18 protein-coding genes and 1 tRNA gene are annotated in these 25,181 nt (G+C 50.2%); 15 read left to right on the forward strand and 4 right to left on the reverse strand.

Annotated features, from left to right (window positions below; genetic code table 11):
- Positions 1-304 precede the first annotated feature (304 nt).
- The 3 genes from MKY82_RS10005 to MKY82_RS10015 all read left to right on the forward strand — a co-directional run bounded on the left by MKY82_RS10005 (position 305) and on the right by MKY82_RS10015 (position 1,696).
- Positions 305-390 (forward strand) — tRNA-Leu (locus MKY82_RS10005).
- A 204-nt stretch (positions 391-594) separates the two neighbouring features.
- Positions 595-1,281: a uracil-DNA glycosylase gene (locus MKY82_RS10010; protein WP_220686018.1), complete on the forward strand. Its 687-nt coding sequence runs from the start codon at positions 595-597 to the stop codon at positions 1,279-1,281.
- A 19-nt stretch (positions 1,282-1,300) separates the two neighbouring features.
- Entirely contained in the window at positions 1,301-1,696 is a 396-nt protein-coding gene (locus MKY82_RS10015) for a hypothetical protein (RefSeq protein ID WP_194545109.1), read from the forward strand.
- 99 nt (positions 1,697-1,795) lie between these two features.
- Here the strand turns inward: MKY82_RS10015 and MKY82_RS10020 are convergent, their stop codons facing one another.
- Together MKY82_RS10020 and MKY82_RS10025 are read right to left on the reverse strand one after the other, a co-directional pair.
- On the reverse strand, positions 1,796-2,872 hold the full coding sequence (locus MKY82_RS10020) for an AI-2E family transporter (RefSeq protein WP_194541699.1): 1,077 nt from the start codon (positions 2,870-2,872) through the stop codon (positions 1,796-1,798).
- 99 nt (positions 2,873-2,971) lie between these two features.
- Positions 2,972-3,310, reverse strand: a complete 339-nt coding sequence (locus tag MKY82_RS10025) for a L,D-transpeptidase (RefSeq protein ID WP_194541700.1) — start codon at positions 3,308-3,310, stop codon at positions 2,972-2,974.
- A gap of 184 nt (positions 3,311-3,494) precedes the next feature.
- On the opposite strand from MKY82_RS10025, the gene MKY82_RS10030 reads away from it, so the two are divergent.
- The 10 genes from MKY82_RS10030 to MKY82_RS10075 all read left to right on the forward strand — a co-directional run bounded on the left by MKY82_RS10030 (position 3,495) and on the right by MKY82_RS10075 (position 23,125).
- Positions 3,495-5,318 (forward strand): sensor histidine kinase, encoded by a 1,824-nt coding sequence (locus tag MKY82_RS10030; protein WP_339296036.1) that lies wholly within the window; start codon positions 3,495-3,497, stop codon positions 5,316-5,318.
- Positions 5,311-6,822 (forward strand): response regulator transcription factor, encoded by a 1,512-nt coding sequence (locus MKY82_RS10035; protein ID WP_194541702.1) that lies wholly within the window; start codon positions 5,311-5,313, stop codon positions 6,820-6,822. Before MKY82_RS10030 ends, MKY82_RS10035 begins: the two co-directional genes overlap by 8 nt.
- Positions 6,823-6,950: 128 nt before the next feature.
- Positions 6,951-8,429, forward strand: a complete 1,479-nt coding sequence (locus MKY82_RS10040) for an ABC transporter substrate-binding protein (RefSeq protein WP_071223031.1) — start codon at positions 6,951-6,953, stop codon at positions 8,427-8,429.
- A 140-nt stretch (positions 8,430-8,569) separates the two neighbouring features.
- Positions 8,570-9,499, forward strand: coding sequence for an ABC transporter permease subunit (locus MKY82_RS10045; RefSeq protein WP_175320733.1), 930 nt, complete (start codon positions 8,570-8,572; stop codon positions 9,497-9,499).
- Between the two features lie 53 nt (positions 9,500-9,552).
- Positions 9,553-10,449 (forward strand): carbohydrate ABC transporter permease, encoded by an 897-nt coding sequence (locus MKY82_RS10050; RefSeq protein ID WP_071223071.1) that lies wholly within the window; start codon positions 9,553-9,555, stop codon positions 10,447-10,449.
- A 26-nt stretch (positions 10,450-10,475) separates the two neighbouring features.
- Positions 10,476-12,773, forward strand: a complete 2,298-nt coding sequence (locus MKY82_RS10055) for a glycoside hydrolase family 3 N-terminal domain-containing protein (protein ID WP_339296037.1) — start codon at positions 10,476-10,478, stop codon at positions 12,771-12,773.
- Positions 12,774-12,776: 3 nt separating this feature from the next.
- Positions 12,777-15,890: an alpha-mannosidase gene (locus MKY82_RS10060; RefSeq protein WP_339296038.1), complete on the forward strand. Its 3,114-nt coding sequence runs from the start codon at positions 12,777-12,779 to the stop codon at positions 15,888-15,890.
- Positions 15,891-15,910: 20 nt separating this feature from the next.
- Positions 15,911-17,230 carry a glycoside hydrolase family 125 protein gene (locus MKY82_RS10065; protein WP_194541705.1) on the forward strand — a complete coding sequence of 440 codons (1,320 nt, stop codon included), beginning with the start codon at positions 15,911-15,913 and terminating at the stop codon, positions 17,228-17,230.
- Positions 17,227-20,367: an alpha-amylase family protein gene (locus MKY82_RS10070; RefSeq protein ID WP_339296039.1), complete on the forward strand. Its 3,141-nt coding sequence runs from the start codon at positions 17,227-17,229 to the stop codon at positions 20,365-20,367. The genes MKY82_RS10065 and MKY82_RS10070 overlap by 4 nt, the downstream gene beginning before the upstream one ends.
- 22 nt (positions 20,368-20,389) lie before the next feature.
- Positions 20,390-23,125 carry an alpha-mannosidase gene (locus MKY82_RS10075; RefSeq protein ID WP_339296040.1) on the forward strand — a complete coding sequence of 912 codons (2,736 nt, stop codon included), beginning with the start codon at positions 20,390-20,392 and terminating at the stop codon, positions 23,123-23,125.
- A gap of 180 nt (positions 23,126-23,305) precedes the next feature.
- On the opposite strand, the gene MKY82_RS10080 is transcribed toward MKY82_RS10075, so the two are convergent.
- Positions 23,306-23,467, reverse strand: a complete 162-nt coding sequence (locus MKY82_RS10080; protein ID WP_194541708.1) for a hypothetical protein — start codon at positions 23,465-23,467, stop codon at positions 23,306-23,308.
- Positions 23,468-23,571: 104 nt separating this feature from the next.
- Here MKY82_RS10080 and MKY82_RS10085 point away from each other — a divergent pair, with 104 nt between their 5' ends.
- Together MKY82_RS10085 and MKY82_RS10090 are read left to right on the forward strand one after the other, a co-directional pair.
- Positions 23,572-24,012 carry a hypothetical protein gene (locus MKY82_RS10085; protein ID WP_339296041.1) on the forward strand — a complete coding sequence of 147 codons (441 nt, stop codon included), beginning with the start codon at positions 23,572-23,574 and terminating at the stop codon, positions 24,010-24,012.
- Between the two features lie 29 nt (positions 24,013-24,041).
- Positions 24,042-24,425: a VOC family protein gene (locus tag MKY82_RS10090; RefSeq protein WP_194541710.1), complete on the forward strand. Its 384-nt coding sequence runs from the start codon at positions 24,042-24,044 to the stop codon at positions 24,423-24,425.
- A 54-nt stretch (positions 24,426-24,479) separates the two neighbouring features.
- Here the strand turns inward: MKY82_RS10090 and MKY82_RS10095 are convergent, their stop codons facing one another.
- On the reverse strand, positions 24,480-24,983 hold the full coding sequence (locus MKY82_RS10095) for a L,D-transpeptidase (protein WP_339296657.1): 504 nt from the start codon (positions 24,981-24,983) through the stop codon (positions 24,480-24,482).
- Positions 24,984-25,181 lie beyond the last annotated feature (198 nt).

Below are 25,181 nucleotides of genomic sequence, written 5' to 3' on the forward strand. Positions count from 1 at the left end.
ATATTTATCATTTGGTGATTAAGGTAAAATTATTCTTTCCGGAAAATAGAAGGATTCGAACGGATGAGTTAGAGCGAAGGCTTGAAGCTATCGAGAATGAGGCGTTGGATAGGGTGATGCGAAAAATTATGAGTTTCATATATTGACATCATATGGTTGGACATGGTATTATCAATTTTGTCGCTAAGACGAAATGTGCACACCTAGATATCGGAATGAGATCGCAAAATATTGCGAATTCCACGCGTACCTTCGGTTATGTAAGTGAACGTGAACGACGCTAGGAACATGCGCGGATAAATATGCCGGGGTGGCGGAATTGGCAGACGCACAGGACTTAAAATCCTGCGGTAGGTGACTACCGTACGGGTTCGACCCCCGTCCTCGGCATTATAACAGCGTCTGGTAAGATGCAAAATAAGTCGGCCCCCGTATGGGTGCCGGCTTATTTTTTAAATCGACACAAGGTCAACACATGATGCGTGTTGTTATTTGATTCAAATTGAACGGAAGAAGTTGGTGTTCCGATTATAGAAATCGCATTCTTTTATGATTCCATGCTGGCCTGTGTGAGAGGAGAGAGGAGACATGCGGATGTTTAACAATGATTGGGACCTTATTCTGCAGGGAGAAATGGATAAGCCTTATTTTCAAGCGTTGATGGAACGGGTGGACGAGGAATACCGGCGCTGCACGGTGTATCCCCCCAAGGAAGATATATTTCGGGCTCTTCAGCAAACATCGTACCAATCGGCGAAAGTCGTTATTTTGGGACAAGACCCTTATCACGGTCGTAGACAGGCGCAGGGGCTGAGCTTTTCTGTCTCGCCCGGGGTTGCGATTCCTCCATCTTTACGAAATATACATAAGGAGCTTGCTTCGGATCTGGGAATCTCGATTCCCAATCACGGTTCCTTGCAATCGTGGGCGGATCAGGGGGTACTGCTGCTTAACGCCGTGCTTACGGTTCGCGAGGGCGAGCCGAACTCACACAAAGGGATCGGGTGGGAGAAATTCACCGATACGGTCATTACGAAACTGAATGAACGCGATCAGCCGATGGTTTTTATATTATGGGGAAGTTACGCACAGAAGAAAGGCTCCTTCATAGACCGAAGCCGGCATAAGGTGCTTGAGTCCAGTCATCCGAGTCCGTTTGCAGCGCATAAAGGATTCTTCGGTAGTCGTCCATTTTCAGCATCGAATGCTTTTTTAATGCAAAAGGGTATGGATCCGGTGAATTGGGACATCCCGAGCACGCCGGGCGATGGAGATGAATAATCCGCGAGAGGTGACCTTCATGAAACATTGGATTGGTCGTCATGTTGTCATTCAGCGTTTAGACGGGGCAAAAAGCACGGTTGAAGGTGTGTTGAAAGGATGGGACCCCGTTCAGGAAAAAGTGATTCTTGGGCCGGGTGAGCTTGTTATACCGTTTCGTGCCATTCATAGAATTATGCCGAGAAACGCATACCCGGCCTTGAACTCCATCGGTTATGTCGTGAACCATACCATTCAATTCGATAATGCCGTCTATTTCGGATCTTCCGTCATGATATGGAGGGGCAATCGACTGGTGTCATCACAAGCCATCCTGACTTCTCACGATGAGGATACCGTTACCCTGTCAAATGGCATGATATTGCGCAAGGACGAGCATTATTTTGTGGTTCGATCCTTGCGCGGCAATGCGTGATTCTTTAAATAAAGGATGTCCCCAGCAGCCATCGTGAAGTTGGCGGGGACGTCCTTTTTTGTGCAAATGGAAATGTATGTCTCCAGTAAGCCGAGTTCTTTATGCGTCTTCTACTTTTTCGGCAAGGAACAGTTCGTAAATCCGTACCACGATAATTTTGATGATCATGTAAGCCGGAATGGCGAGCAGGATGCCCAGCAGCCCGAAGAAATCGCCGCCTACAAGGATGAGGGCAATCGTGGTCAACGGGTGAATATCAAGCTGTTTCCCGTAGATGACCGGTGTCAGAATATTATCTTGGATCTGCTGTGCGATGACAATAACGACAACGGACCATATCGCAATGGAAGGAGATTCGATAAATCCGATAATGACGGCGGGAATGGTCGCCAGCAGCGCTCCGATATACGGGATGAAATTCAAGAAGAAGGAAATGACCGTCAAGAGCAAAGAATAGGGAAGCCCGATGATCAGAAATCCGATATAAATCATCATGCTAAGTATAAGATTCAGGATCACTTTGCCGATAATAAAATTGCTGAGTGCCGTATCGATCTCACCCAGCACCTCCTGGCCATCGCGGCGGTATCGTCTTGGCAGGACACTGAGCAGCCTGGGCGGAAGCTTGCCGCCTTCCTTCAGCATGTAGTACAGAATGATCGGAATCGTAGCAATAATAACGACAACGCTCGATACAACGGTAATCAGGTTGTTGATGGAGTTGCTGATCCAGGTAATGATCCGATTCATATACTCCGTCAGTGAGGTGGACAGCTCGGATTCCGTTGGAATATAGCGTGACCAGAATCGATTCTGCTGCAGCTGGTCAATCTGTTCCTGCACGCCCTCTACCAAAAAGGGGGTATTGCTGATAAAATTTTCGATTTGTTCGCGCAGTGTCGGCCACACCACAATGCCGAAGATGGCGCAGAGACCGGCAAACACGAAATACAGCATCAGGACGCCAATGGATCGTTTGATTTTCCGCCGCTCCAGGTAGTCTACGATCGGCCTGAGCAGATAATAGAAGAAGCCGGCCATCGCGACGGGAACGATCAGCATATTGAACATGGAGACGATTGGCCGGAACAAAAAGCTGATTTCGGAACCGAGATAAATGATCAAGAGCAGTGCGATTATGCCAAAGCATGTCCTGAAATATTTGCTCTGCATCATGGGCAAATCCCTCCATACAACGATTAGTAAATACATAGGTACTATGTAACATTTGTATTTAACCAATTTGGAGGGATTTGAAATCACCAGTTTATGTTATCAGTTTCGTATGGTGACCCGGGTATGGATGGGCACGAGGGAAGCCAGCTCCGTTACATCCTCGTTGTACATCCGAATACATCCAAGGGAAACGGAGCGTCCGATGGATGAAGGGTCGTTCGTTCCATGGATGCCGTAATGGGGTTTGGACAACCCTAACCAATAGGCTCCGAACGGTCCCCCGGGATTTGGCTGCTTGTTGATGATGGTGTAATTGCCTGGCGGCGTCTGTGTAGCCATTTTGCCGATGGCAACCGGGAACGTACGTACCACGATGTTGCCATCCAGCAGGTGCAGCTGATAATCGGATAAATCGACAATAATGCGGTATTGGGGCATTGTAAACCCTCTCCTTCCTGATTCATGCTATGAACCAGGGGGAATACCGGCCCCTAAATTGACCCAAAATAGGCAAATTACACCTTCATAACTTGGTAGAAATTTCATCCAATGGTGACGGTCTGCCGATGTTATATTTAATATGTTACGCAGTAACAACGTTTGCATCAGGAAGGGGAAACCGATGTCTCCTGCTAGGTTTTATCAAAAATATATCAAAAATAATATGTTTACCAAGATGCTGCTGTTAATCTCCCTGATTGCGGTGGTTACCATTGTCACCTTATCTTTTCTCATGTATTACTTCTTGTTTCAATCGGCCGTTCGCAGTGAACTGGACATTCAGCGAAGCGCGGTTGAGCGGGTGGAACGGCATGTGAATCAAAAATATGTGAATGCGCAGTCCTATGTGAATGAGCTGTATCGCAACACCTCTCTAGGCATTGACACTTCCTATTTCCTCATGAACTCGTTTAATGAGTACATGGCGAAGCGAATGAACCGGATTGCGGGCGGAGGGCAGTCCAATTCAGATAGCGTGGTTGCTTACTTTAAGCAGAGGCTGGACGATGATCCGGATATTGAGAATATTATGCTGTACAGTGCCGAGAAGCAGTATGTGTATGTTTACAAGCAGGGCAGCATGACAAGGCTCTATCAGGCGAATGCGACGCATTCTTACATCCCCGACGTGATGGCCCTCGAAAGCCAGAGTGTCACATTGCCGAATCTATGGGTGCGTAAGCTGGCCGGAGACGTGACATTACCGTTATTCTCGATCCGGAGCCCGATTAATGATATGACCACCTACAAGAATCTGGGGCAGCTGGTTATTTTATATCGAACGGAAGCACTGGATGCCGTCCTGAACAGTGGCAAAGATCCATTGAAGGGATCCGTAATGGTTTTATCCGGCGACGGCCGCGTGATGTTTGATTCCTCAGGCAAATATTACGGCGAGAAATACCCGTATGCCGACCGGCTGCTGAATTCCAAGGAAACCGTGAACCTCGATGAAGAATCGTATATTACAACGGCAGCGCACAATCAGGCAGGTTATACGGTGGTTGGCATTACGCCTAAACGTGAGATCGCTGAATCTTTCCATGGCGTGCAGAGCACCATCATGATTGCTGCCCTGCTGTGCATCGTGATTGCTGTGTCCATTCCTTCGCTGATGATCGTGAATTACTCCAAGCGGACAGATAACATTATCCGTTTTATGCGTAAGGTTGAGAAGGGAGAGTTCGTGGCGCGTATGCAGGATACCAAGGATGATCAGCTGGGGCAAATTGCGGGCAGCTTTAATGAAATGCTGGACGAGCTTTCCCGGTATATCGACAAGGTGTACAAGGCGGAAATTAACCAGAAGAACGCGGAGCTGTCTGCATTGCAAGCCAGAATTAATCCGCATTTTCTTTATAATACGCTCGAAGTGATTCGAATGAGAGCTCTCTCGCAAGGGGCGCAGGATGTTGGCGATATGATCTACAGCTTATCGATGCTGTTCAAGAATATCGTTCAGCACAAGTCCCACTATACGCTGAAGGATGAGCTGGAGGCATGCAGGCTCTATCTGGAACTGTTTCGCATTCGCTATAAGGACAAGTATATTTACAAAATGCACTGTGAGGAACAAATCAAGCATGTGCCGATGATGAAAATGTCACTGCAGCCACTGATTGAGAATTACATCGTTCATGGGCTGCGCAGCGACCAGGATGATAACTGGCTGACGATAAACGCGGCGCAGCAGGATGGGGATGTCGTGATCGAGATTAAGGATAACGGGAAAGGGATCGAGCCGGAGCAGCTAGAGGAGATCAAATCCCGGCTGGAGATGGCCGAGTCGAGTGAAGAATCGTTTGGTCTGCGGAGTGTGAATGAGCGGTTAAAGCTGACGTTTGGAAGTTCGTACGGAATGGACATCCAGAGTGAGCCGGGTAACGGTACGACGGTGACAGTCAAATTTCCGGTGGCAGAAGGGAAGCTGAATAACGATGTATAAAGTGTTTATCGTGGACGATGAGCCGTTCATTATAGAGGGATTATATGACGTCGTGGATTGGTCGAAGTATGGCATCGAGGTGGTCGGTCATGCAGAGAATGGGCGCAAGGCGCTGGAGAAGATGGCGGTCATTCCTGTTGATATTCTTATTACGGATATATCGATGCCTGTCATGACGGGACTTGAATTGATTGAAGGCGCACGTAAATTAAACCGTAATCTGAAGGTGATCATCCTGAGCGGTTTCGACGATTTTGCCTATTTGAAGGAAGGCATGCGTCTGGGGATCGAGAATTATTTGCTCAAGCCAATCAATCTGAAGGAACTGGAAGAAACGATTGCCAGCACAACGGATAAAATGAACAAATCCAGAAGGGAAATGAGACTGGACGAGTACGACATCAACATTTTGCGGAGCAATATTCTGTATCGCTGGATCACGGACCGGATTGAGCCGGAGGAGCTGGAGGAGCGGGCGACCCTTCTGGGGCTGAATCTGAATTTGCCTTACGTCATGGCGTCTATTCTGAGAGCCGATTTCACGCCGCTGGAGAGCTGTCTGTATCAATTAATGGATCAGGAGCCGGGTGTTCTGTATTTCCGGGACAACGACGGCGATCACGTGGTGATTTTTATGATGAAAGACCCGGACACGGAAAAAGCGAGAGCCATCCGGCTCCTGCAGCAGGTGCGCGAGTACTGCTATGAAGAAGAGTTGTCCATCTCGCTTGGCAGCGTGGAAAGCCTCGGCGGTAATTATAAGGACAGTTATCTTCACGCCAAGGAGGCACAGGAATACTATCTCGTTCTAGAGCAGCCCTCCTACGTGGATTATGTTGATGTTCAGGCCAAGAAGGGAGAAGCGGCGGAATCCTATTCCGTACAGTGGCCCGAATATGCCAAAGGCATCGCCGGAAGGGATAAACAGGTGCTGTTTGATTTGATTGACAGTGATTTTGATCGGCTTCGTCATACGCAGGGGATGATCCCAACGACACTCAAGAGCATCGCGGTCGAGATGGTCATTCGCCTGAAGCTGGAGCTGAACGATATCCAATACACGGCAGCCCCTGATTTTGTGAAAAATACGATTACCGATATTATGGATTCCGTATCGATCGACGATCTGATTACGGCCGTGAAGGAAGGAGTTGGCGGGCTGGTCGATTCGCTCAACAATGACGTGAAGAGTCCTGTCATCCAGCAGATTCTGCATCATATCCAGCACCATTATAACGAGGATTTGTCACTGAAGGTGTTAGGCGCCCAATATCATATTCATCCCGTCTACCTGGGGCATCTGTTCCATAAAGAGACAGGAGAGAACTTTACGGAGTATATTAACCGATACCGGATTGAACGTGCCAAGGAGCTGCTCCGAAACACTTCGACGAAAGTGCAGGATATTGCAAAAAATGTAGGTTATTGGGAAACCGGTTATTTCTATAAACAGTTCAAAAAATTCGTCGGCGTATCGCCGAGGGATTTTCGAGGAATGCTCTGATTAATTTAATCAGAGTTTTTTTCTTTATTTTCACCATAATACCTTTAATTTTTCGCCTATGTGAAACTGCTTTCATGGGATAACCTTATAAGTGTAGAGACACAAAGGATTCAAAAGGGAGGATAAACATGAGTAAATCGAAAAAGAAATGGCTCCTGCCGCTAACGCTGCTATTGTCTGCATCCATGCTGTTGTCGGCATGCGGAGGCAACAAAGAAGAGAGTGCAGGAAACGGTGGGGGAACTGCCGAGAAACCGGTTGAGCTGATCTGGTACACCATCGGAACACCTCAAAAGGATGTCGACAAGGTTGAAGAAGAAATCAATAAATACACTGCTGAGAAGATTGGTGTAACCGTTGACATGAAAATGATCGACTTCGGTGATTACAACCAGAAGATGCAAGTTATGGCAGCTTCCGGCGAACCGATGGATATCCTGTTCACCAGCTCATGGGCGTTTGACTATGTGCAAAATGCACGTAAAGGTGCATTCATGGAATTGGACGAGCTGATTGAAAGCCATGGAAAAGGCATTAAAGACGCGATTGACCCTGCGTTCCTGGAAGGTTCCAAGGTTGACGGTCACAACTATGCAATTCCGGCAAACAAAGAGCTTCCTGCTCAAGAAGCATGGCGCTTTAATAAAACGCTGCTTGATAAATACAATCTCGATATTTCGAACGTGAAATCGATGGAAAGTTTGGAGCCACTGCTTAAAACGATTAAGGAAAAAGAACCGAATGTCGTTCCTTTGGCTATCAGCAAAGACTTCGGTCCGTTGCTTCCATTTGACTACATCATCGAAAAAATGCCAATGGCCGTTTACCTGGATGACAAGGAAGAGCTGAAAGTTGTGAACTTCCTCGAAATGCCGGAAACGATGGACATGCTTAAATTGATGAACAAGTACTACAAAGCGGGATACATTTCCCCAGAAGCAGCGACAACAACTTCGACGCAAGATTTGATGACATCCGGCAACTGGTTCACGGACCGTGCGGCAACGCAGCCGTTCGCAGACAATCTGTGGAGCCAAAGCTACGGCTATCCGGTCGTTTCCACTCCGGCTGGCGACGCAACGATCTTCAACTGGTCGGTAATGGGTTCGATGCAAGCGATTTCTGCTAACTCGAAATACCCTGAGAAAGCCATGGAGTTCTTGAATCTCCTGAACACTGACGTATATCTTCGTAACCTGGTTGACTCCGGTATCGAAGGCGTGCACTACAAAAAGCTTAGCGAGAACGTAATGGAAAACTTGCCTGAATCGAAAAACTACGACATGCCTACCTTCGCGCTTGGTAATGTCATGCTGACTTACTTGAACCCTGAGGACCCTGAGAACAAATGGGAAGAGTTCAAGAAGTTTAACGAGTCCGGCCAGCCTGCTCCGCTTCTCGGTTTCAACTTCGATCCAACCAAAGTATCCACAGAGCTCGCAGCAGTCAACAACGTAAAAGAAGAGTTCTGGGCGCCGCTGATGACAGGTACCGTGAATCCTGAGGAGTTCCTGCCAAAAGCGAATGAAAAGCTGAAAGCTGCTGGTCTGGACAAGATCATCGCTGAAGCACAAAGCCAAATTGATGCTTGGAAAGCAAGCAAGTAATAACAATGCATGAAGCGGCCTGCCTGTCCTAAGGGACAGCAGTACCGCTGCAGCATGAACAAGGACGGGGCGGCGGATGTTCACCCGCCCTTCTTTTGTTCATTTCATGCACATCACGAGGAGGGGTAAGCGTGAGAGCGATCGGACAGTTTTTCAAAAATATTATGACGAATAAGGCCATGCTGTTCATGGTTTTGCCGGGGACCCTATGGTTTCTCTTATTCTCATATTTGCCCATGTTCGGGACCATTATTGCATTCAAGGAATACCGCTTTAGCCGTGACGGGTTCTGGGCAAGTATCGTTAATAGTGAATGGGTAGGATTCCAGAACTTTAAGTTCCTGTTCAGTACCAACGATGCTTACATCATTACGCGCAACACCGTTCTATATAATTTCGTGTTCATCATTTTAGGTCTCATTCTATCCGTAGCACTGGCTATCGTATTGTCTGAAATCGTGAACAAGAAATTGGCGAAAGTCTATCAAACCGGTATGTTCCTGCCGTATTTCCTGTCCTGGGTTATCGTAGGTTACTTCGCATTCAGTTTCCTGAGCATGGATAAAGGGATGCTGAATCAGATTCTGGGCTGGTTTGGCATGGAGCCGGTTCAATGGTACTCCGAGGCCAAGTATTGGCCAATATTCCTGACGTTAATCAGTTTGTGGAAATCCGTTGGTTATAACAGCGTCGTTTATTTGGCGGCGATTATGGGGATCGATAAATCCTTGTACGAAGCGGCCATGATTGACGGAGCGAACAAATGGCAGCAGATTAAAGCCATTACGCTTCCGATGCTCAAACCGCTGATGACTATTTTGACTCTTCTTGCGATCGGTAAAATCTTCTACGCTGACTTTGGTCTCTTCTATCAAGTGCCAAGGGATTCGGGAACCTTGTATTCCGTAACGAACGTCATTGATACCTATGTATATCGTGGTCTGAAGACAACGGGCGAGATCGGAATGAGTACCGCTGCGGGTCTGTACCAGTCGGTAGTCGGATTTATTCTGGTCATGGTATCGAACTATATCGTTCGTAAATATGACAAGGATAATGCATTGTTCTAATCGATCAATCTACCAAGAAGGGGGTATGTGATGTGTTCAAATCTAAAAGCAAGATGAAAGATTTTCATCAGCTTTCATCCGGGTGGAATGTCGTATTCAACCTGATTGCCGGTATTTTCTCGTTCTTATGTGTATTTCCGTTCCTGTTCGTCATGATCATTTCATTTACAGATGAAGGCTCACTGGCCCGCAACGGTTACCAAATCTGGCCGGAGAAATGGAGTCTTGAAGCTTACAAATATGTATTCCAGACAGGCGATACGCTACTTCGTTCTTATGGTGTTACGATCTTTGTAACGGTAGTGGGAACGTTGATCAGTTTGTTTATCATCTCGTTATATGCCTATGCAATCTCTCGAAAGGGTTTCAGATATCGGAATTTCTTCGCGTTCTTTGCATTTTTCACGATGCTGTTTAACGGGGGTCTGGTACCGACTTATATCGTTGCCACGCAATTGCTTGGTCTGAAAGATTCCATCTGGGCATTGATCCTGCCATTGGCGCTCAACGCCTTCTATATTATGATTCTTCGAACGTTCTACAGCACCAGCGTTCCGGATGCCATCATTGAATCCGGTAAAATCGACGGTGCAAGCGAGTTTAAAATTTTCTACAAGCTGGTATTGCCGCTATCCCTGCCGGGTCTGGCAACCATCGGGTTATTCAGCACCTTGGGATATTGGAACGACTGGTTCAACGCATTGCTCTACATTGATGATCCGAACCTGGTTCCGCTGCAATCCATGCTCATGCGGATTGAGACCAGCATGCAGTTCATCCTGCAGAACTCTCAGAATTCATCCCTTAGCATGGCCGCTCTGCAGAGCATGCCGCAGGATACGTCGCGGATGGCGATGGTCGTTCTGGCAACGGGGCCGATTATTCTGGCTTATCCGTTCTTCCAGCGCTATTTCATTCAAGGTCTGACCATCGGCGCGGTTAAAGAATAAATTCTTCATGTACCGGAGGGTATGAGATGACTTATAAAGATTCCAGTAAACCCATTACGGAAAGAGTTGAACATCTTCTTGGCCTGATGAACCTGAAGGAAAAGGTTGGGCAGCTAACCCAGCCGTTCGGCTGGAAGACCTATGAAGTAAATGAAGGTCGGGTTTCATTAACGGATTCATTTAAAGAGCAAGTGAAAAATGGCGGCGTCGGATCCCTTTACGGGACCCTTCGCGCCGATCCATGGACCGGTGTAACACTTGAGACCGGTCTTTCTCCGCGTGAAGGAGCAGAAGCCGTTAACTATATCCAGCGCTACGCCATTGAGGAATCGCGTCTGGGCATCCCGATCCTGATCGGGGAGGAATGCTCGCATGGGCATATGGCTATCGGCGGGACGGTCTTTCCGGTGCCGCTGTCCATCGGGAGCACATGGAACGTGGATTTGTACCGGGATATGTGCCGTGCCGTGGCGCTCGAAACGCGCAGCCAAGGCGGTGCCGTCACTTATTCCCCAGTCCTAGACGTCGTGCGCGACCCAAGATGGGGCCGTACCGAGGAATGCTTTGGCGAAGATCCATACCTGATCAGCGAATATGCGGTTGCATCGGTAGAGGGCCTTCAAGGTGATTCATTGGACAGCCCGAGCAGTGTTGCGGCGACGTTGAAGCATTTTGTAGGTTATGGCAGTTCCGAGGGCGGGAGAAATGCGGGGCCCGTGCATATGGGAACACGTGAATTGATGGAAGTGGACATGCTGCCGTTCAAGAAAGCCGTGGAGGCAGGAGCTGCATCCATTATGCCGGCTTATAACGAGATTGACGGCGTGCCTTGCACCGTTAATACGGAGCTGCTTGACGGGATTCTTCGCAAGGAGTGGGGCTTTGACGGCATGGTAATCACCGACTGCGGCGCCATTGATATGCTGGCCAGCGGCCATGATACCGCTGAAGACGGGATGGACGCCGCTGTTCAGGCACTTCGTGCCGGTATCGATATGGAGATGTCGGGCGAGATGTTCGGTAAGCATCTTGTGAAGGCTGTCGAGTCTAACAAGCTGGAAGTCTCCGTATTGGACGAGGCCGTACGCCGTGTATTGACGTTAAAATTCAAGCTTGGATTGTTCGAGAATCCTTACGTGGATCCCCAGGTAGCCGAGGAGGTTATCGGCAGCCAGCATCACGTCGAACTTGCCAGACAGCTTGCGGCGGAAGGCATCGTTCTGCTCAAGAATGAAAACAAGGCCCTGCCGTTATCCAAAGAAAGCGGCGTGATTGCCGTCATTGGACCTAACGCCGATCAGGGCTACAATCAGCTTGGGGATTATACGTCTCCTCAGCCGCCTGCAAGCGTGACCACCGTACTGGATGGAATCCGCGCAAAACTGGGTGATGAAGCGAATCGTGTATTGTATGCACCGGGCTGTCGCATTAAGGACGAATCCAGGGAAGGTTTTGAATTCGCGTTAACTTGCGCGAATCAGGCCGATACCGTGGTCATGGTACTTGGCGGTTCCAGCGCACGCGACTTTGGCGAAGGCACGATCGATCTGCGGACAGGGGCATCGAAGGTCACGGATGACGCTTTAAGCGACATGGATTGCGGTGAGGGCATCGACCGGATGACGCTGCAGTTATCCGGCGTTCAATTGGAATTGGCCCAGGAGATTCATAAGCTTGGCAAGCGGATGATCGTTGTGTATATCAACGGCCGGCCGATTGCGGAGCCGTGGATCGACGAGCATGCCGATGCCATTCTGGAAGCATGGTATCCGGGTCAGGAGGGCGGACATGCGGTAGCGGACATTTTGTTCGGCGATGTGAATCCGTCCGGCAAGCTGACGATGTCGATACCGAAGCATGTCGGACAGCTTCCGGTTTACTATAACGGCAAGCGGTCGCGCGGTAAGCGTTACCTCGAAGAGGATTCTCAGCCGCGTTATCCGTTTGGATACGGGCTTAGCTATACCGAGTTCCGTTATTCGGATATTCAAGTTACGCCAGAAGTGATCGGAACAGGCGAATCCGCCGTTGTTTCTGTGAATGTTACAAATAGTGGAGACCGGGAAGGGTCCGAGGTTGTACAATTGTATGTGAGCGATGTGGCCAGCAAATATACAAGACCGGCCCGTGAGCTGAAGGGCTTCCGCAAGATCTCTCTGCAGCCTGGAGAGCAGTGCAAGGTGGAATTTACCGTCGGACCGGAACAGCTTCAATATATCGGTCAAGATTACAAGCAGGTGGTTGAGCCTGGCTTGTTCCGTGTGATGGTAGGCAGACATGTGAACGATACGCTGAGTGCAGATTTGACTGTACAGGAGGGTTAATGAATGGAACGCATTCGACGCTTTATACGCGAACTGTCGGAGCGGCAGTGGCTCGAGTCGACGGAGCTTAGAGAGTGGGACATTACCCGAACCACTTACATGGTTCCGGGCGTGTATGAGGATACGGCTCCTTATACAGAGGGGCATGACTTCAACAGGTTTCCGAGCACGCAGGGAACAACCTATTTCTTTCGGAGGAACCTTGAATTGCCCACCCACTGGGTGGATGGATCGATCGGACTTGTATTCCACTCCGGGGGCGAGGGATTATTGCGCATAAACGGAGTATCTTATCAGGGCTTGGACCGCAATCATACTTTCGTCAAGCTTGATCCGAAACGCACCGGCTTGAACATGGAGCTTGAGATCGAGTTGTACGATCCGATTCCGGAGCCGGTAGACCCGCTGAATCAGCAGGCTGTCATCCAGCCTCCGATTACTAGGGTGCAAAGCTTGCTAGTCAACGTGAACGTACCCGTTCAGAGCCTGATGTACACCGCGACCGTGATCCGCGATTCGCTTATCCTGTTGCCGGATAGCGATATGCGGCGAATTCGCTTAATGGAGGCGCTGTATCAGGCGATGGACCGCTTTGTCAGCCTGGAGGATGCCGCCATTCGGGATGGCGCTCAGGTAACCGGGATTGAGCATGATCTGAAACAGGCGGTTACTGCCATTGGCGGCCACGCTGAAGGCACCGAGCATATGGTAGGCCAATCGCATATCGATATCGCCTGGCTGTGGCCCGTCAGGGAAACCGTGCGAAAAACAAGCCGGACCTTCTCCACCATGGATGCGCTAATGAATGAATATCCCGAATTTAAGTACGCGCAGAGCCAGCCTTTGTTGTACCAATTCCTGAAGGATCACGATCCTGAGCTGTACGAGAGAGTGAAGGCCAGAATCAAGGAAGGACGATGGGAGCTGGTCGGCGGGATGTGGGTCGAACCGGACCTGAACATCCCGAGCGGGGAGTCCCTCATGCGTCAAATGCTGTACGGGCAGCGCTTCTATCAAGAAGAGTTTGGTCTGACATCTCATATTGAGTGGCTGCCGGATACATTCGGTTATTGTGCATCGCTGCCTCAGATCCTGAAGCATGGCGGCATTCGTTATTTCATGACAACAAAACTTGGCTGGAACGATACGAATGTGTTCCCTTACGACCTGTTCCATTGGGTCGGGATCGATGGAACCCCGATGTTATCCTATCTCAATCACGGTGTGAATGAGAACACGCTGCCCAAAGATGTTCATGAGCACTGGCAGTCATACCGCCAAAGAGCCGTTCATCCGGAGCAGATGCTGCTGTATGGACATGGTGACGGCGGAGGCGGCGTAACCCGCGAAATGTTGGAATATATCGACCGCGCCGGGCTTATGGTGGGGCAACCGGCCAGCAAGTACAGTACGGCTGCCGAATTTTTCAGCGGGATCGAGGAAACACAGCCGAAGCTGCCGAAATGGCGCGGGGATTTGTATCTTGAGCTTCATCGCGGCACCTATACAACGCATGCGCGGAACAAGCGTCATAACCGGAAGGCGGAAATTCTGTACCGCGAGGCGGAGCTCTGGAATTCGGTGGCATTTTCGTCGATGGACAACGAGCAGAAGCAGGCAATTACGAGCGAGCTGCATGACGGTTGGAAATTGATTTTGCTGAATCAATTTCATGATATTATTCCGGGGTCTGCCATTACGGAGTCTTACGTCACCTCCGAGAAGGAATACGAAGAGGTATTCGAAAAAGGAAATCACAGCCTCCGTCTTGGACTTCAGGTATTGGCGGATCAGGCCGATACAGAAGGGGAAGGCATTCCGTATGTCATCTTCAACGGACTTGGATGGAGCAGAGATGCGGTCATTTCGATTGAAGGAGAGCAGGGCCTTGCGCCGTATGATTCGGATGGAGCGCTGCTGCAATACGATGTCCAAACCGATGAGAACGGTAAAACCTCTCACCGCTTGAATGTTCATGTTCAAGGCATCCCGGCTTTGGGATACAAGACCATTTGGTTGAAGCCGCCAGCAGGAAACCAGGTGGTGGCGGAGAAATCTACTACAGTGTTCGCAGATTCATGGGAAACGGATCATTATAAGGTCAGCTTTAATGAGCGCGGCGAAATCACGAGCCTGTGGGATAAAGAGGCTCAACGGGAAGTGGTCAAGCCGGGCGAAGCCGCGAACCGCTTCCACTTCTTCCATGACCGTCCGACGCTGTGGGACGCATGGGATATCGATACCCGTTACGAGGAGCAATTAGCCGGAGAGGCGGAGCTGATCGAGAAGAAGCTGGTGCATGCGGGTGAGGTACAGGATGTGCTGCGTTTCCGCTGGCGCATCCATAACTCGGAGATCATGCAGGACATGATTTTTTATCATCATGACCGGCGGATCGACTTCAAGACGTTTGTCAGTTGGAATGAATCACATAAACTGCTGAAAGTCGGCTTCCCGATCGGGGTCGTTGCCGATAAGGCTACTTATGAGATTCCGTTCGGAACCATCGAGAGACCGACCCATCGCAATACAAGCTGGGAGCAGGCGCAATATGAAGTCTGCGGCCACCGTTTTGCGGATGTGTCGGAGCATGGATACGGCGTCAGCCTCATCAACGACTGCAAGTACGGGTATGACATTCAGGATAGCACCATCCGGTTGTCCCTGCTGCGCGCGCCGAAGTGGCCCGATGTCACGGCAGACTTGGGTGAGCATGAGTTCACATATTCCCTATACCCGCATGAAGGAGACTGGAGAAGCGCTGGAATCGTCCGCAAAGCTGCCGAGCTCAATCATGAGCTTCCATACGTAAGAACAAGCTCGAACAAGGGGCCTCGGGCTGCTGTTCATTCGTTTATTCCATTCGAGAGCGATCATGTGATCCTGGATACTGTTAAACCAGCAGAAGACGGTTCAGGGTATATTCTTCGGATGTATGAATCCGCGGGAGGCCGAGACGAAGCAGTGCTGAGCTGGCCTTATCCTTATGAAAGCGTCCATGTATCCAACGCCCTGGAAGAAGAACTCGAACTACTGGATACTGCGGAAGGAAGGTTAGCCCTTCAATTCTTGCCGTATGAGATCAAAACCATCAAATTGACTACACATCATACTTAATCAAAGGAGCCAGAACAACCATGGAACAATTCAGACTCCCCAAAATACCAATGCCGGAGCTTGAGCTGCCGCAATCGATTCAGGCGGTTCTGCAAGAGGCTGAAGAAAAGCTTGCGCACCGTCCAAAGCTGCTTCAGCTGTTCAAGAACACTTTCCCGAACACGCTGGAGACAACAACCAAACTGATGGAGGATGGCACGACATTTGTGATTACCGGTGATATTCCGGCCATGTGGCTGCGCGATTCGGTAGAACAGGTGATCCATTACATTCCGTTTGCGAAGAATGATCCGCAGCTGCAGCGGATTTTAAGCGGATTGATCAAACGCCATTTTCAATATATTCATATCGATCCTTATGCCAATGCCTTTAATGAATCGGCGAATGACTGGCATTGGAATACAACCGACGAAACCGAAATGTCCCCATGGGTATGGGAGCGCAAGTTTGAGATTGATTCGCTATGCTTCTCCGTTCGTTTGGCCTACCTGTACTGGAAGGAAACCGGACTTACGGATGTGTTCGACGCCAACTTCAAGTCGGCTATGATCAAGATCATCGAGCTGTTTAAAACCGAGCAGCACCATTTCGAGAAATCGCCTTACCGTTTCACGCGGGATAACGGAATTCCAACGGATTCGTTGCGCAATAACGGGCTCGGCATGCCGGTGAATTATACGGGCATGATCTGGTCCGGCTTCCGTTCAAGCGATGACGCTTGCGACTTCCACTACAATATTCCGGGCAACATGTTCGCCGTTGTCGCCTTGCGTCAAATGCAGGAATTCGCGGAATGGGTATTCCGGGACATGAAGCTGCTCGATGAGCTGAAACGACTCGAAGCCGACGTGGATCACGGGATTCAGTTGTACGGCATCTACCGCCATCCGGAGTTTGGACCCATCTACGCCTATGAAACAGACGGTTACGGGAATTACTGCTTGATGGATGATGCGGGAACCCCTGGACTCATGTCCATCCCTTATCTGGGGTATTGCTCTGCAGATGATCCGATCTATCAAAATACCAGACGGTTTGCGCTCAGCAAAGAGAATCCTTTCTACTACGAGGGCGCTGTTGCCAAAGGAATCGGCAGTCCGCATACACCGCCGGATTACATCTGGCATATGGCCTTGTCCATGCAGGGAATAACGGCACAGACGGCCGAAGAGAAGCTGGAGATGATTGCGCTGCTGGAAGCGACCGATGCCGATACCGGCTTTATGCATGAAGGCTTCCATGCCGACGATCCAAAAGTCTTTACTAGATCTTGGTTTGCCTGGTCCAACAGCCTCTTCTCGCAATTGGTGTATCAGGCGATGAAAGCAGGTATTCTATGAGCGGGCGTCTGATTGTATTCTACGATCCGTCCTTTCCGGCAGCAGAAGCTGCCGGTTTGCCGGCTAGCGCGGCGGCCCTGCATGCATTCGATGTCGTGTGTCGTGCTGAGGATTTGGCTGAAGCGCTGGAATCTGCAGGTGGACAGGGCGCAAGCTTTGTCAATTTGCATGCGCCTTACTTCCCGAAAAGCGCCTGGAGAGCGATCCTGGGCTTTCTGAGAAATGGCGGCGGTCTTGTCAGCGTAGGCGGTGCCCCCTTCAAACGCCCTGTCCGTATGGAGGATGGCGCTTGGGTGGTGGAGCATGAACAGACGGCATACCACCAGCAGCTCCACATTCACGAGGTGCTGCCAGTAGACAGCGGACGCGTCGACCATTTAACTGCAAGTGATGTTATTCCGGTTATGGAGAACTGCCGTGAGCGGTTATCCGTCCGCGATACGTGGAACCTGGTTCCGCATGTCACCAAAAGCAGTGACCTGCCGCATCAGATGGGATCGGCCGGGCCGATGGATACACGGATTTATCCGCTTCTTAAGGGGACCACGGCGAAGGGACGAGAAGTCGCGGCTCCTGCCGTTCTGTGGGAAAACGTCGGCGGACCTTTCTTGGGCGGACGCTGGATGTTTGTGAATCAGCCTCTCTCAGCCTCTTTCTGGGAACAGGATGGAGGAGATGAGGTACGGCGCTGGGCGGCATTCTGCGCAAAGGGCATCACCGAGCTGTGGATCAAGCCGAATTATGCGGCCTACGAGTCCGGCGAGCGCGCGATTCTGACCCTGCAGGCACAACGTCTTGGCCGGAGCTTACCCGTACAAGAGCCGCAGAGCTGGACATTCCGCATCTCCGTCAAGCACGACCAAGATGAGTCCTTATCATGGCATCATTCCGAGACGGTGGATGTGACCGGACAATTTCATGTGCAGCGCATTCCGGTTTTGCTGGATATCAAGCCTGGATCCTATCGTGTCGTATGTGAAGCTGAAGGACCGGATGGAGAAATCCGCGTGCTGAGACAAGGGTTCTGGGGAACAGATTCCGAGCTTTTGCAGGCGGGAACGCCTGTAACCTGCAATCGGGATTACTTCATCAAGGATGGCCGCCCGCTGCCTGTTGTCGGGATGACTTACATGACCTCCGATGTAGCGCGTAAGTTCCTGTTCCTTCCGAACACGGATGTATGGGACCGCGATATGGCACAGATGCGTAATGCGAGCATCAACTGGATTCGTACCGGTATCTGGACCGCATACCGCAATATTATGCAGGTGGACGGTCATGCATCCGAAGAGGTTTTGCGTTCGATTGACGCCTTCCTGTTAACGGCGAAGAAGCATGATTTGCAGGTGACATTCACGTTCTTCTCCTTCACCCCGGAGACTTGGGAAGGTCAAAATCCTTACCTAGATCCGCGAAGTGTGGAAGCGCAGAAGCGTTTCATACGTTCCATCATTAGTAGACATAAAGATACGAAGAATGTGGACTGGGATCTGATTAACGAGCCATCCATGTTTGATCCGCCGCAGATTTTCTCGGACGGACCGCGTTCCGCAAAGGATCCATTCGAGAAACAAGCTTATATCGACTGGCTGAAGAAGCGCCATGGTTCGATTGAACGTCTGCAGGAACGCTGGAATATGACAGCCGATCAGCTGCCGGGTTTTGACTCCGTGGTTCCGCCGGAACCTCAAGTCATCAATTTTGACGTTCAAGACATGCATCAAGGGAAAAAAGGCACCCAATGGCTTGATTACGCACTGTTCTCCATGGACATGCATAACCGCTGGGCCAAGGAATTATATGACGATATCAAAGAAGTATGTCCGGATCATATGGTTACCGTTGGACAGGACGAGGCGCTTGGCGCACAGCGTCCATCTCCGTTCTTCTATGCCGAAGCCGTAGACTATACGACGGTCCACTCCTGGTGGTTCAACGACTATTTGATCTGGGACGGCATCTTTGCCAAAACGCCGGATAAACCGAACCTGATTCAGGAAACGGGCATCATGTACGTGGAGACACCGGATGGCCGGGCGAAGCGAAGCGAAGCCGAGCTGCGGAATTTGCTGGAGCGCAAGTATGCTTACGCCTTCTCAACAGGGGGCGCAGGAGCCATTCATTGGATCTGGAACACGAATTTCTACATGGACAATGCCAATGAATCGCATATTGGAGCTGTCCGAGCTGACGGCACGGAGAAACCGGAAGCGGATGTGTCGTATGATTTCGGCGCTTTCATGGAAGGCATCCGGGATATGTTTAAAGGCCGGAAGCTTGAAGAGACCGCGGTCATCTTCCCTTATTCGAACGATTTCTCGAACCGTAAGCTCGCTTTTGAAGCAACGACCAAGGCGACGCGCGCACTTGCTTACGAGCTGAACGTGCCATTCCGCGCTGTCGGGGAATATGATTTAAGCTCGCTGCGTAACCATCCAGTGAAGTTCGTCATTCTGCCGAGCGCGCACAATGTAGATGACCAGGCGTTTGCCGAGTTGATGGATATCGTGAAGGAAACGGGAGCTACGCTGCTTCTGACAGGTCCTATCAGTCTGGATGCATATTGGCATCAGGTCGATCGAATGACCGAGGAGCTGGGCGAGAGAAAGCTGGCGAATGTGCGCCGGGAAGAAAGCTTGCGCATTGGGGATACTACATGGTCTGCATCGTATGGCCATCGGAAGATTGCCGAGCTGAGCAAAGAAATTCCGGCAGGCAGCGGGGCGAAACCGGCTGATCTGGCCGGCGACTCTATCGTGGACGTGAAGCTTGGAGCAGGGCGTCTTCTCTGGAGCCCGCTTCCCGTAGAAATGAATGATCGAATCGACACTATTTCGGCTTTATATCGGTATGCATTGGAGCTGTCTGCTGCCGACACTGGACTGATCTGGCATCAAGGCGGAGAACATTCCGGCGTATATGGACGCAAGGTAACGTTCGAAGAAGGAGCTCTCTTCGTATTCGGCTCGGAGCAATCGTGGGACACGAACGTTGAGGTGAAGGATCCTTCCACAGGCCTCATCTATTCATTCGTGCTGGAAGCGGATCGTTCGGTCTTGTTTGCAGTTGATGCGAGCGGTGACCTGTTATCGGTGTACCGTCCGGATGAGGTCGAAATCACGGTATCGAAGGGCTAACATAAGGGGGACTAAGCAAACGATGGATCAATCCAGAAAAGCACATATTATTTCGCATACTCACTGGGACCGCGAGTGGTATTTACCGTATGAAAAGCACCATGTGCGGCTGATCGAGCTCATGGACAGCTTGCTTGAGACGATGGAGAAGGACTCGGAGTACCGCAGCTTTTTCCTTGATGGCCAGACGATTATTATCGAAGATTATTTGCAGGTGAGACCCGAGAAGAAGGAGCAGCTGGAGAAGCTGATCACGGATGGTCGCATTATGATCGGTCCATGGTACATTCTGCAGGATGCCTACCTGACAAGCAGTGAAGCCAACGTGAGAAATATGCAGATCGGACACCAGGATGCCGAGCGATACGGCACAGTTGCCAAAATCGGTTATTTTCCCGATACATTTGGACTTACAGGCCAAATACCGCAGTTGATGCTGCAGTCCGGCATCGATAATGCCTTTTTCGGCCGGGGCGTGAAGCCAACGGGCTTTAACAATACCGTCTCCGACAGCGGCTATGAGTCCTCATTCTCAGAGCTAATGTGGGAAGGTCCGGACGGCTCCAAGGTGCTGGGCATCCTGTTTGCCAACTGGTACAGTAACGGTAACGAGGTTCCCGTTGATGAAGGGGAAGCGAAGGCATTCTGGGACCGCAAGCTGGCGGATGCCGAGAAGTATGCTTCCACGCCTGAGCTGCTCTATATGAACGGGTGTGACCATCAGCCGATACAGACTGATCTTCCGGAAGGCATCCGTACAGCGAAGAAGCTGTATCCGGATACGGAGTTTATTCATTCCAATTTTGACGATTATCTGACAGCCGTGCGGAAGAAGCTGCCGCAGGATCTTTCCTCCGTAAAAGGAGAGCTGCGCAGTCAGCGTACCGATGGATGGGGAACGCTCGTGAATACCGCTTCGGCACGTGTGTACCTGAAGCAGATGAACCAGCGCGGCCAGACCTTACTCGAAAAAGTGGCCGAACCGCTTGCATCCTACGCGAGCCTGCTGGGCAAGGAGTATCCGCATCATCTGTTCACCTACGCATGGAAGACCTTGATGCAGAATCATCCGCATGACAGCATCTGCGGCTGCAGCGTGGACGAAGTTCACCGCGAAATGGTTACCCGCTTTGAGAAAAGCGCACATGTGGCTGAAAATATCGTGGACGACAGCGTTCGCGTCATTGCAGATGCCGTTGACACGAGCGCCTTCGAGCAGTGGGGATCCGATCCGCTGCCGCTTGTTGTATTCAATACGACGGGTTGGAGCCGCAGCGGTACGGTCAGCATCGAGCTGGACGCGAAACGGCTCTATTTCCGGGAAGGTTACTCCTTGGAGGAAACCAGCCGCCGGATGAAGGAAATCGACTTGTCCGGCCGCGTGCTGGTTAACGCTCAAGGACAAGCTGTGCCTTGCACCGTTGAGGATCTGGGTCTTCAGTTCGGGTACGATCTGCCGGACGACCGTTTCCGCCAGCCGTATATGTGCCGTCGTGTGAGACTCACCTTCGAGGCAAGCGCAATTCCGGCAATGGGATTGACTTCTTATGCTTGGGTGAAGAGTGAAGTGAAGCCTGCGGAGGTTGAATCCTTAATCAGCAATGCCAATGTGATGGAGAATGAGCTGATCAAGGTTGAGATCCAAGGGGACGGTTCCTTCGCCTTGACGGATAAAAAGAACGGACAAGTATACCGCGATCTGGGCGTCTATGAAAATACCGGAGATATCGGTAACGAATATATGTACAAACAGCCGGATGGCGAAGCGGCATTGACCACGAAAGGCCAAACCGCCCAAATTTCGGTTCTGGAAGATACGCCTTACCGCGCATCCATTGAAATCGTTCATAACTGGTCCATTCCGGCTATGGCCGACAGCAAGCTGGATGAAGAGCAGCATGAGCTTGTATATTATCCAAACCGCAAAGCGCAAAGATCGAGCGAGATGGTGCCCATGCGCATTCGTACCGTGGTCAGTCTGAACCGCAGCGGCAAAGGCGTGGAGATTGAAGCGACGATGGATAATCAGGCGAAGGATCATCGGGTGCGTGCATTGTTCCCAACGGATCTGCAGGCATCGTCACACAACGTGGATTCCATGTTTGAGGTGGCAACGCGGGGTAACGAACCTGCTGCCGAATGGGAGAACCCGAGTTATACGGCTCACCAACAGGCTTTCGTTGACGTTACGACGGCTACTGCAGGGTTGACGGTAGCTAACCAGGGATTGAATGAATATGAAGTCCTGCGTGACGGCCGGAATACCATCGCCGTTACATTGCTTCGTTCCGTAGGCGAGCTCGGTGATTGGGGGTACTTCCCTACACCTGAGGCTCAGTGCATCGGCGTTCATACCGTACGTATGGAGGTCATTCCGCATCAGGGAGACGGCATGAAGTCAGGCGCATACGCTGAGGCGTACCAGTTCCAAATTCCATGGACGGTTGCACAGACCGGAGTCCATGCCGGCGCCGTCGCATCGACTTCCGCACCGCTTGAATGGAGCCATGAAGAGCTTGCGTTCTCTTCCCTGAAAGTGAATCCGAAGACCGGGGATCTGATGCTGCGCTGGTTCAATATGGCGGGCACGGATACAGAGCTGAAGCTGAAATCTTCTCTACCTTCCCAGGGCGTTTATAAGAGCTCTATTCTGGAAGTTGAGGGAACGGTTCAAAGCTTTGATGATCAAGAAAGCTTCACGCTGCCGGTTAAGCCTCACGAAATCGTGACACTCGGCGTTAAAGTTTCGGTCAAGTAAACATTTATTAGTTACGGCTGGGAACATCACATCCCGGTCCAGCAAGGCCCGATTCCGAGTTACAAGGATCGGGCCTTGCTGTCTTGCATAATGAAAAGAAAAAGCTGCTCTTCCTAGGTCTTAATGGGGGTCAGTCCCCATGGACGGTTGGAGGGCAGCTCTTTATTTTACTCGGCTTGATTATTGATTCTTCTCTTGGGTATGGTCTTTCTCGTAAGCAATCAGGGTGATATCTTTGCCCGTAAGCTCGGCAATTTTGGTCTCAGCATCTTCAATCGCTTTCAAGGTACCTTCATTCCCATTGAGTGAGGCAATTTTATATTCCTCCGAATGGATGTCCATGGTTAACTCCCCCCTTAGATGGTTGATTCAAATATAATGTATAAGTTATCCTATACAAGATGGTTACATACCTTTATTCAAAGAAATGGAAGGAGAGTCTTGGAATGAAATACTTTTTGATGATTGTCACTGCAATGGTCGTTTCGATGACTTTGAATTCCACAGCAGTCGTGGAGAAGAGTGAGGTTAATGTAACTGGCTCATCGGAACAAATACAACCCGAGGAAAAAGCAGCAAATAGTAAGCCTGCGCAATGGAGCGAGGGATTTGTTGTATGGAGTGGTGGAAACTCTTACAAAGTATTGAGGCATGCCGTGCTTCCTTCTTTTAAAGCCGGAACCAAGCTTGGAGAAGTGAGCCGCGAGATCGATCATGCGGACGTTGCGGATCATCGTGCTCCAGAGGGAGTACGGTTGGAAGATGGAGATAGCAGTTTACCTGTCGGAACGGCCATCTATCAGTTGGCTGGGGCGCCTGCTGAGAAGGTGCTCTTGGTTGAAATGGATGGACAATATTATAAAGCTGTCAGACAATATGAACGATGATCGATTCCGTTTATGGGTGGGTGTGAATCATGATTCAATTTGAAAGACTGCACCATGTCAGCTTGGCCGTACGAAATTTGGAGACAGCGAAGGTGTTTTACTCGGAGGTGCTGAGGTTTCAGGAGCTGCCGCGACCGCCGTTTGCCTCCAAGGGTGTCTGGTACGCTGTCGGAGACCAGCAGCTTCATCTGCTGGAGCATCCCATCAGTGATACGCTGCGGGAGCGCGGAATCGATACGACGGACGGGCATTTCTCGATCTGGGTGAAAAGCTACCGCGAGACGAAGGAATGGCTGGACCGAATGAATGTCGAGTATGTGGCTAATCCCGACAGCGTTGCCGGCTTTGCCCAGATTTTCGTGCTGGATCCAGACCGCAATATCATTGAATTCGGAGCGGAGTATGGATCGTAAACGCTAAATTTTAAAAAAGCCAGACACATGAATGTGTTTGGCTTTTTTGCGCTCTTATTTTTGGATGAGGACGGGGGTATTCATTTTCACTTTGTCGTAGAGCCAGCGTACGTCTTTATTATGCATCCGTATACAACCTGCCGATACGTATTTTCCGATCGAGTTGGCGTTGTTGTTTCCATGAATGGCATAAGCGTAGCTGACTCTGCCGTTTACTTTCACATTAATGCCGAGCCAGCGATCCCCTAGCGGATTGCGGGGGTCTCCTCCCTTGATGCCTTCCTTGTAGTAAGGTCTGTTTTTCACTTTTTCGTGGATTTTGAACAGGCCTTCTGGCGTATAGGAGGGCTTTTTGCCTGTAGCGACGGGAAACGTTTTAATGACCTTGCCTTTTTCATAATACGTCAGTTTGTTGGTGGATTTATCAATAACGATAAACTGTGCGTACTTGCTGTACTTACTGTCCAGCTTCTGTCCGGAAGCGCCATGGGATACGACGGGGAAAAAGAAAACCAGCAGTAAGGTGAAGATCAGTATGCGGCTGATGCCCTTAATGATGTCCGATCACCTCTTTTCGTTCTCCCCCATATATATGCAGCTATTCGCGAATGTTGACGGAAATGTGCATAAGCGGAAAAATAGAACAAGTTGTTTTCAAAGAGAAATATAAGGAGGAGAGGGGATTTCTTCAAGAGGCTTTTCGTGTTGAACACAGATGCCGCTTGAAAACGACACCAGTGTCGTTTATGATAAAAT

Source organism: Paenibacillus sp. FSL W7-1279 (assembly GCF_037969845.1).
In the GTDB taxonomy this organism is placed as follows: Bacteria; Bacillota; Bacilli; order Paenibacillales; family Paenibacillaceae; genus Paenibacillus_AQ.

Bases quoted from the DNA above. Each gene is read 5' to 3' on its own strand.
- MKY82_RS10010 (WP_220686018.1), top strand. From the start codon at position 595: ATGTTTAACAATGATTGGGACCTTATTCTGCAGGGAGAAATGGATAAG.
- MKY82_RS10015 (WP_194545109.1), top strand. From the start codon at position 1,301: ATGAAACATTGGATTGGTCGTCATGTTGTCATTCAGCGTTTAGACGGG.
- MKY82_RS10020 (WP_194541699.1), bottom strand. From the start codon at position 2,872: ATGATGCAGAGCAAATATTTCAGGACATGCTTTGGCATAATCGCACTG.
- MKY82_RS10025 (WP_194541700.1), bottom strand. From the start codon at position 3,310: ATGCCCCAATACCGCATTATTGTCGATTTATCCGATTATCAGCTGCAC.
- MKY82_RS10030 (WP_339296036.1), top strand. From the start codon at position 3,495: ATGTCTCCTGCTAGGTTTTATCAAAAATATATCAAAAATAATATGTTT.
- MKY82_RS10035 (WP_194541702.1), top strand. From the start codon at position 5,311: ATGTATAAAGTGTTTATCGTGGACGATGAGCCGTTCATTATAGAGGGA.
- MKY82_RS10040 (WP_071223031.1), top strand. From the start codon at position 6,951: ATGAGTAAATCGAAAAAGAAATGGCTCCTGCCGCTAACGCTGCTATTG.
- MKY82_RS10050 (WP_071223071.1), top strand. From the start codon at position 9,553: ATGAAAGATTTTCATCAGCTTTCATCCGGGTGGAATGTCGTATTCAAC.
- MKY82_RS10055 (WP_339296037.1), top strand. From the start codon at position 10,476: ATGACTTATAAAGATTCCAGTAAACCCATTACGGAAAGAGTTGAACAT.
- MKY82_RS10060 (WP_339296038.1), top strand. From the start codon at position 12,777: ATGGAACGCATTCGACGCTTTATACGCGAACTGTCGGAGCGGCAGTGG.
- MKY82_RS10065 (WP_194541705.1), top strand. From the start codon at position 15,911: ATGGAACAATTCAGACTCCCCAAAATACCAATGCCGGAGCTTGAGCTG.
- MKY82_RS10070 (WP_339296039.1), top strand. From the start codon at position 17,227: ATGAGCGGGCGTCTGATTGTATTCTACGATCCGTCCTTTCCGGCAGCA.
- MKY82_RS10075 (WP_339296040.1), top strand. From the start codon at position 20,390: ATGGATCAATCCAGAAAAGCACATATTATTTCGCATACTCACTGGGAC.
- MKY82_RS10080 (WP_194541708.1), bottom strand. From the start codon at position 23,467: ATGGACATCCATTCGGAGGAATATAAAATTGCCTCACTCAATGGGAAT.
- MKY82_RS10085 (WP_339296041.1), top strand. From the start codon at position 23,572: ATGAAATACTTTTTGATGATTGTCACTGCAATGGTCGTTTCGATGACT.
- MKY82_RS10090 (WP_194541710.1), top strand. From the start codon at position 24,042: ATGATTCAATTTGAAAGACTGCACCATGTCAGCTTGGCCGTACGAAAT.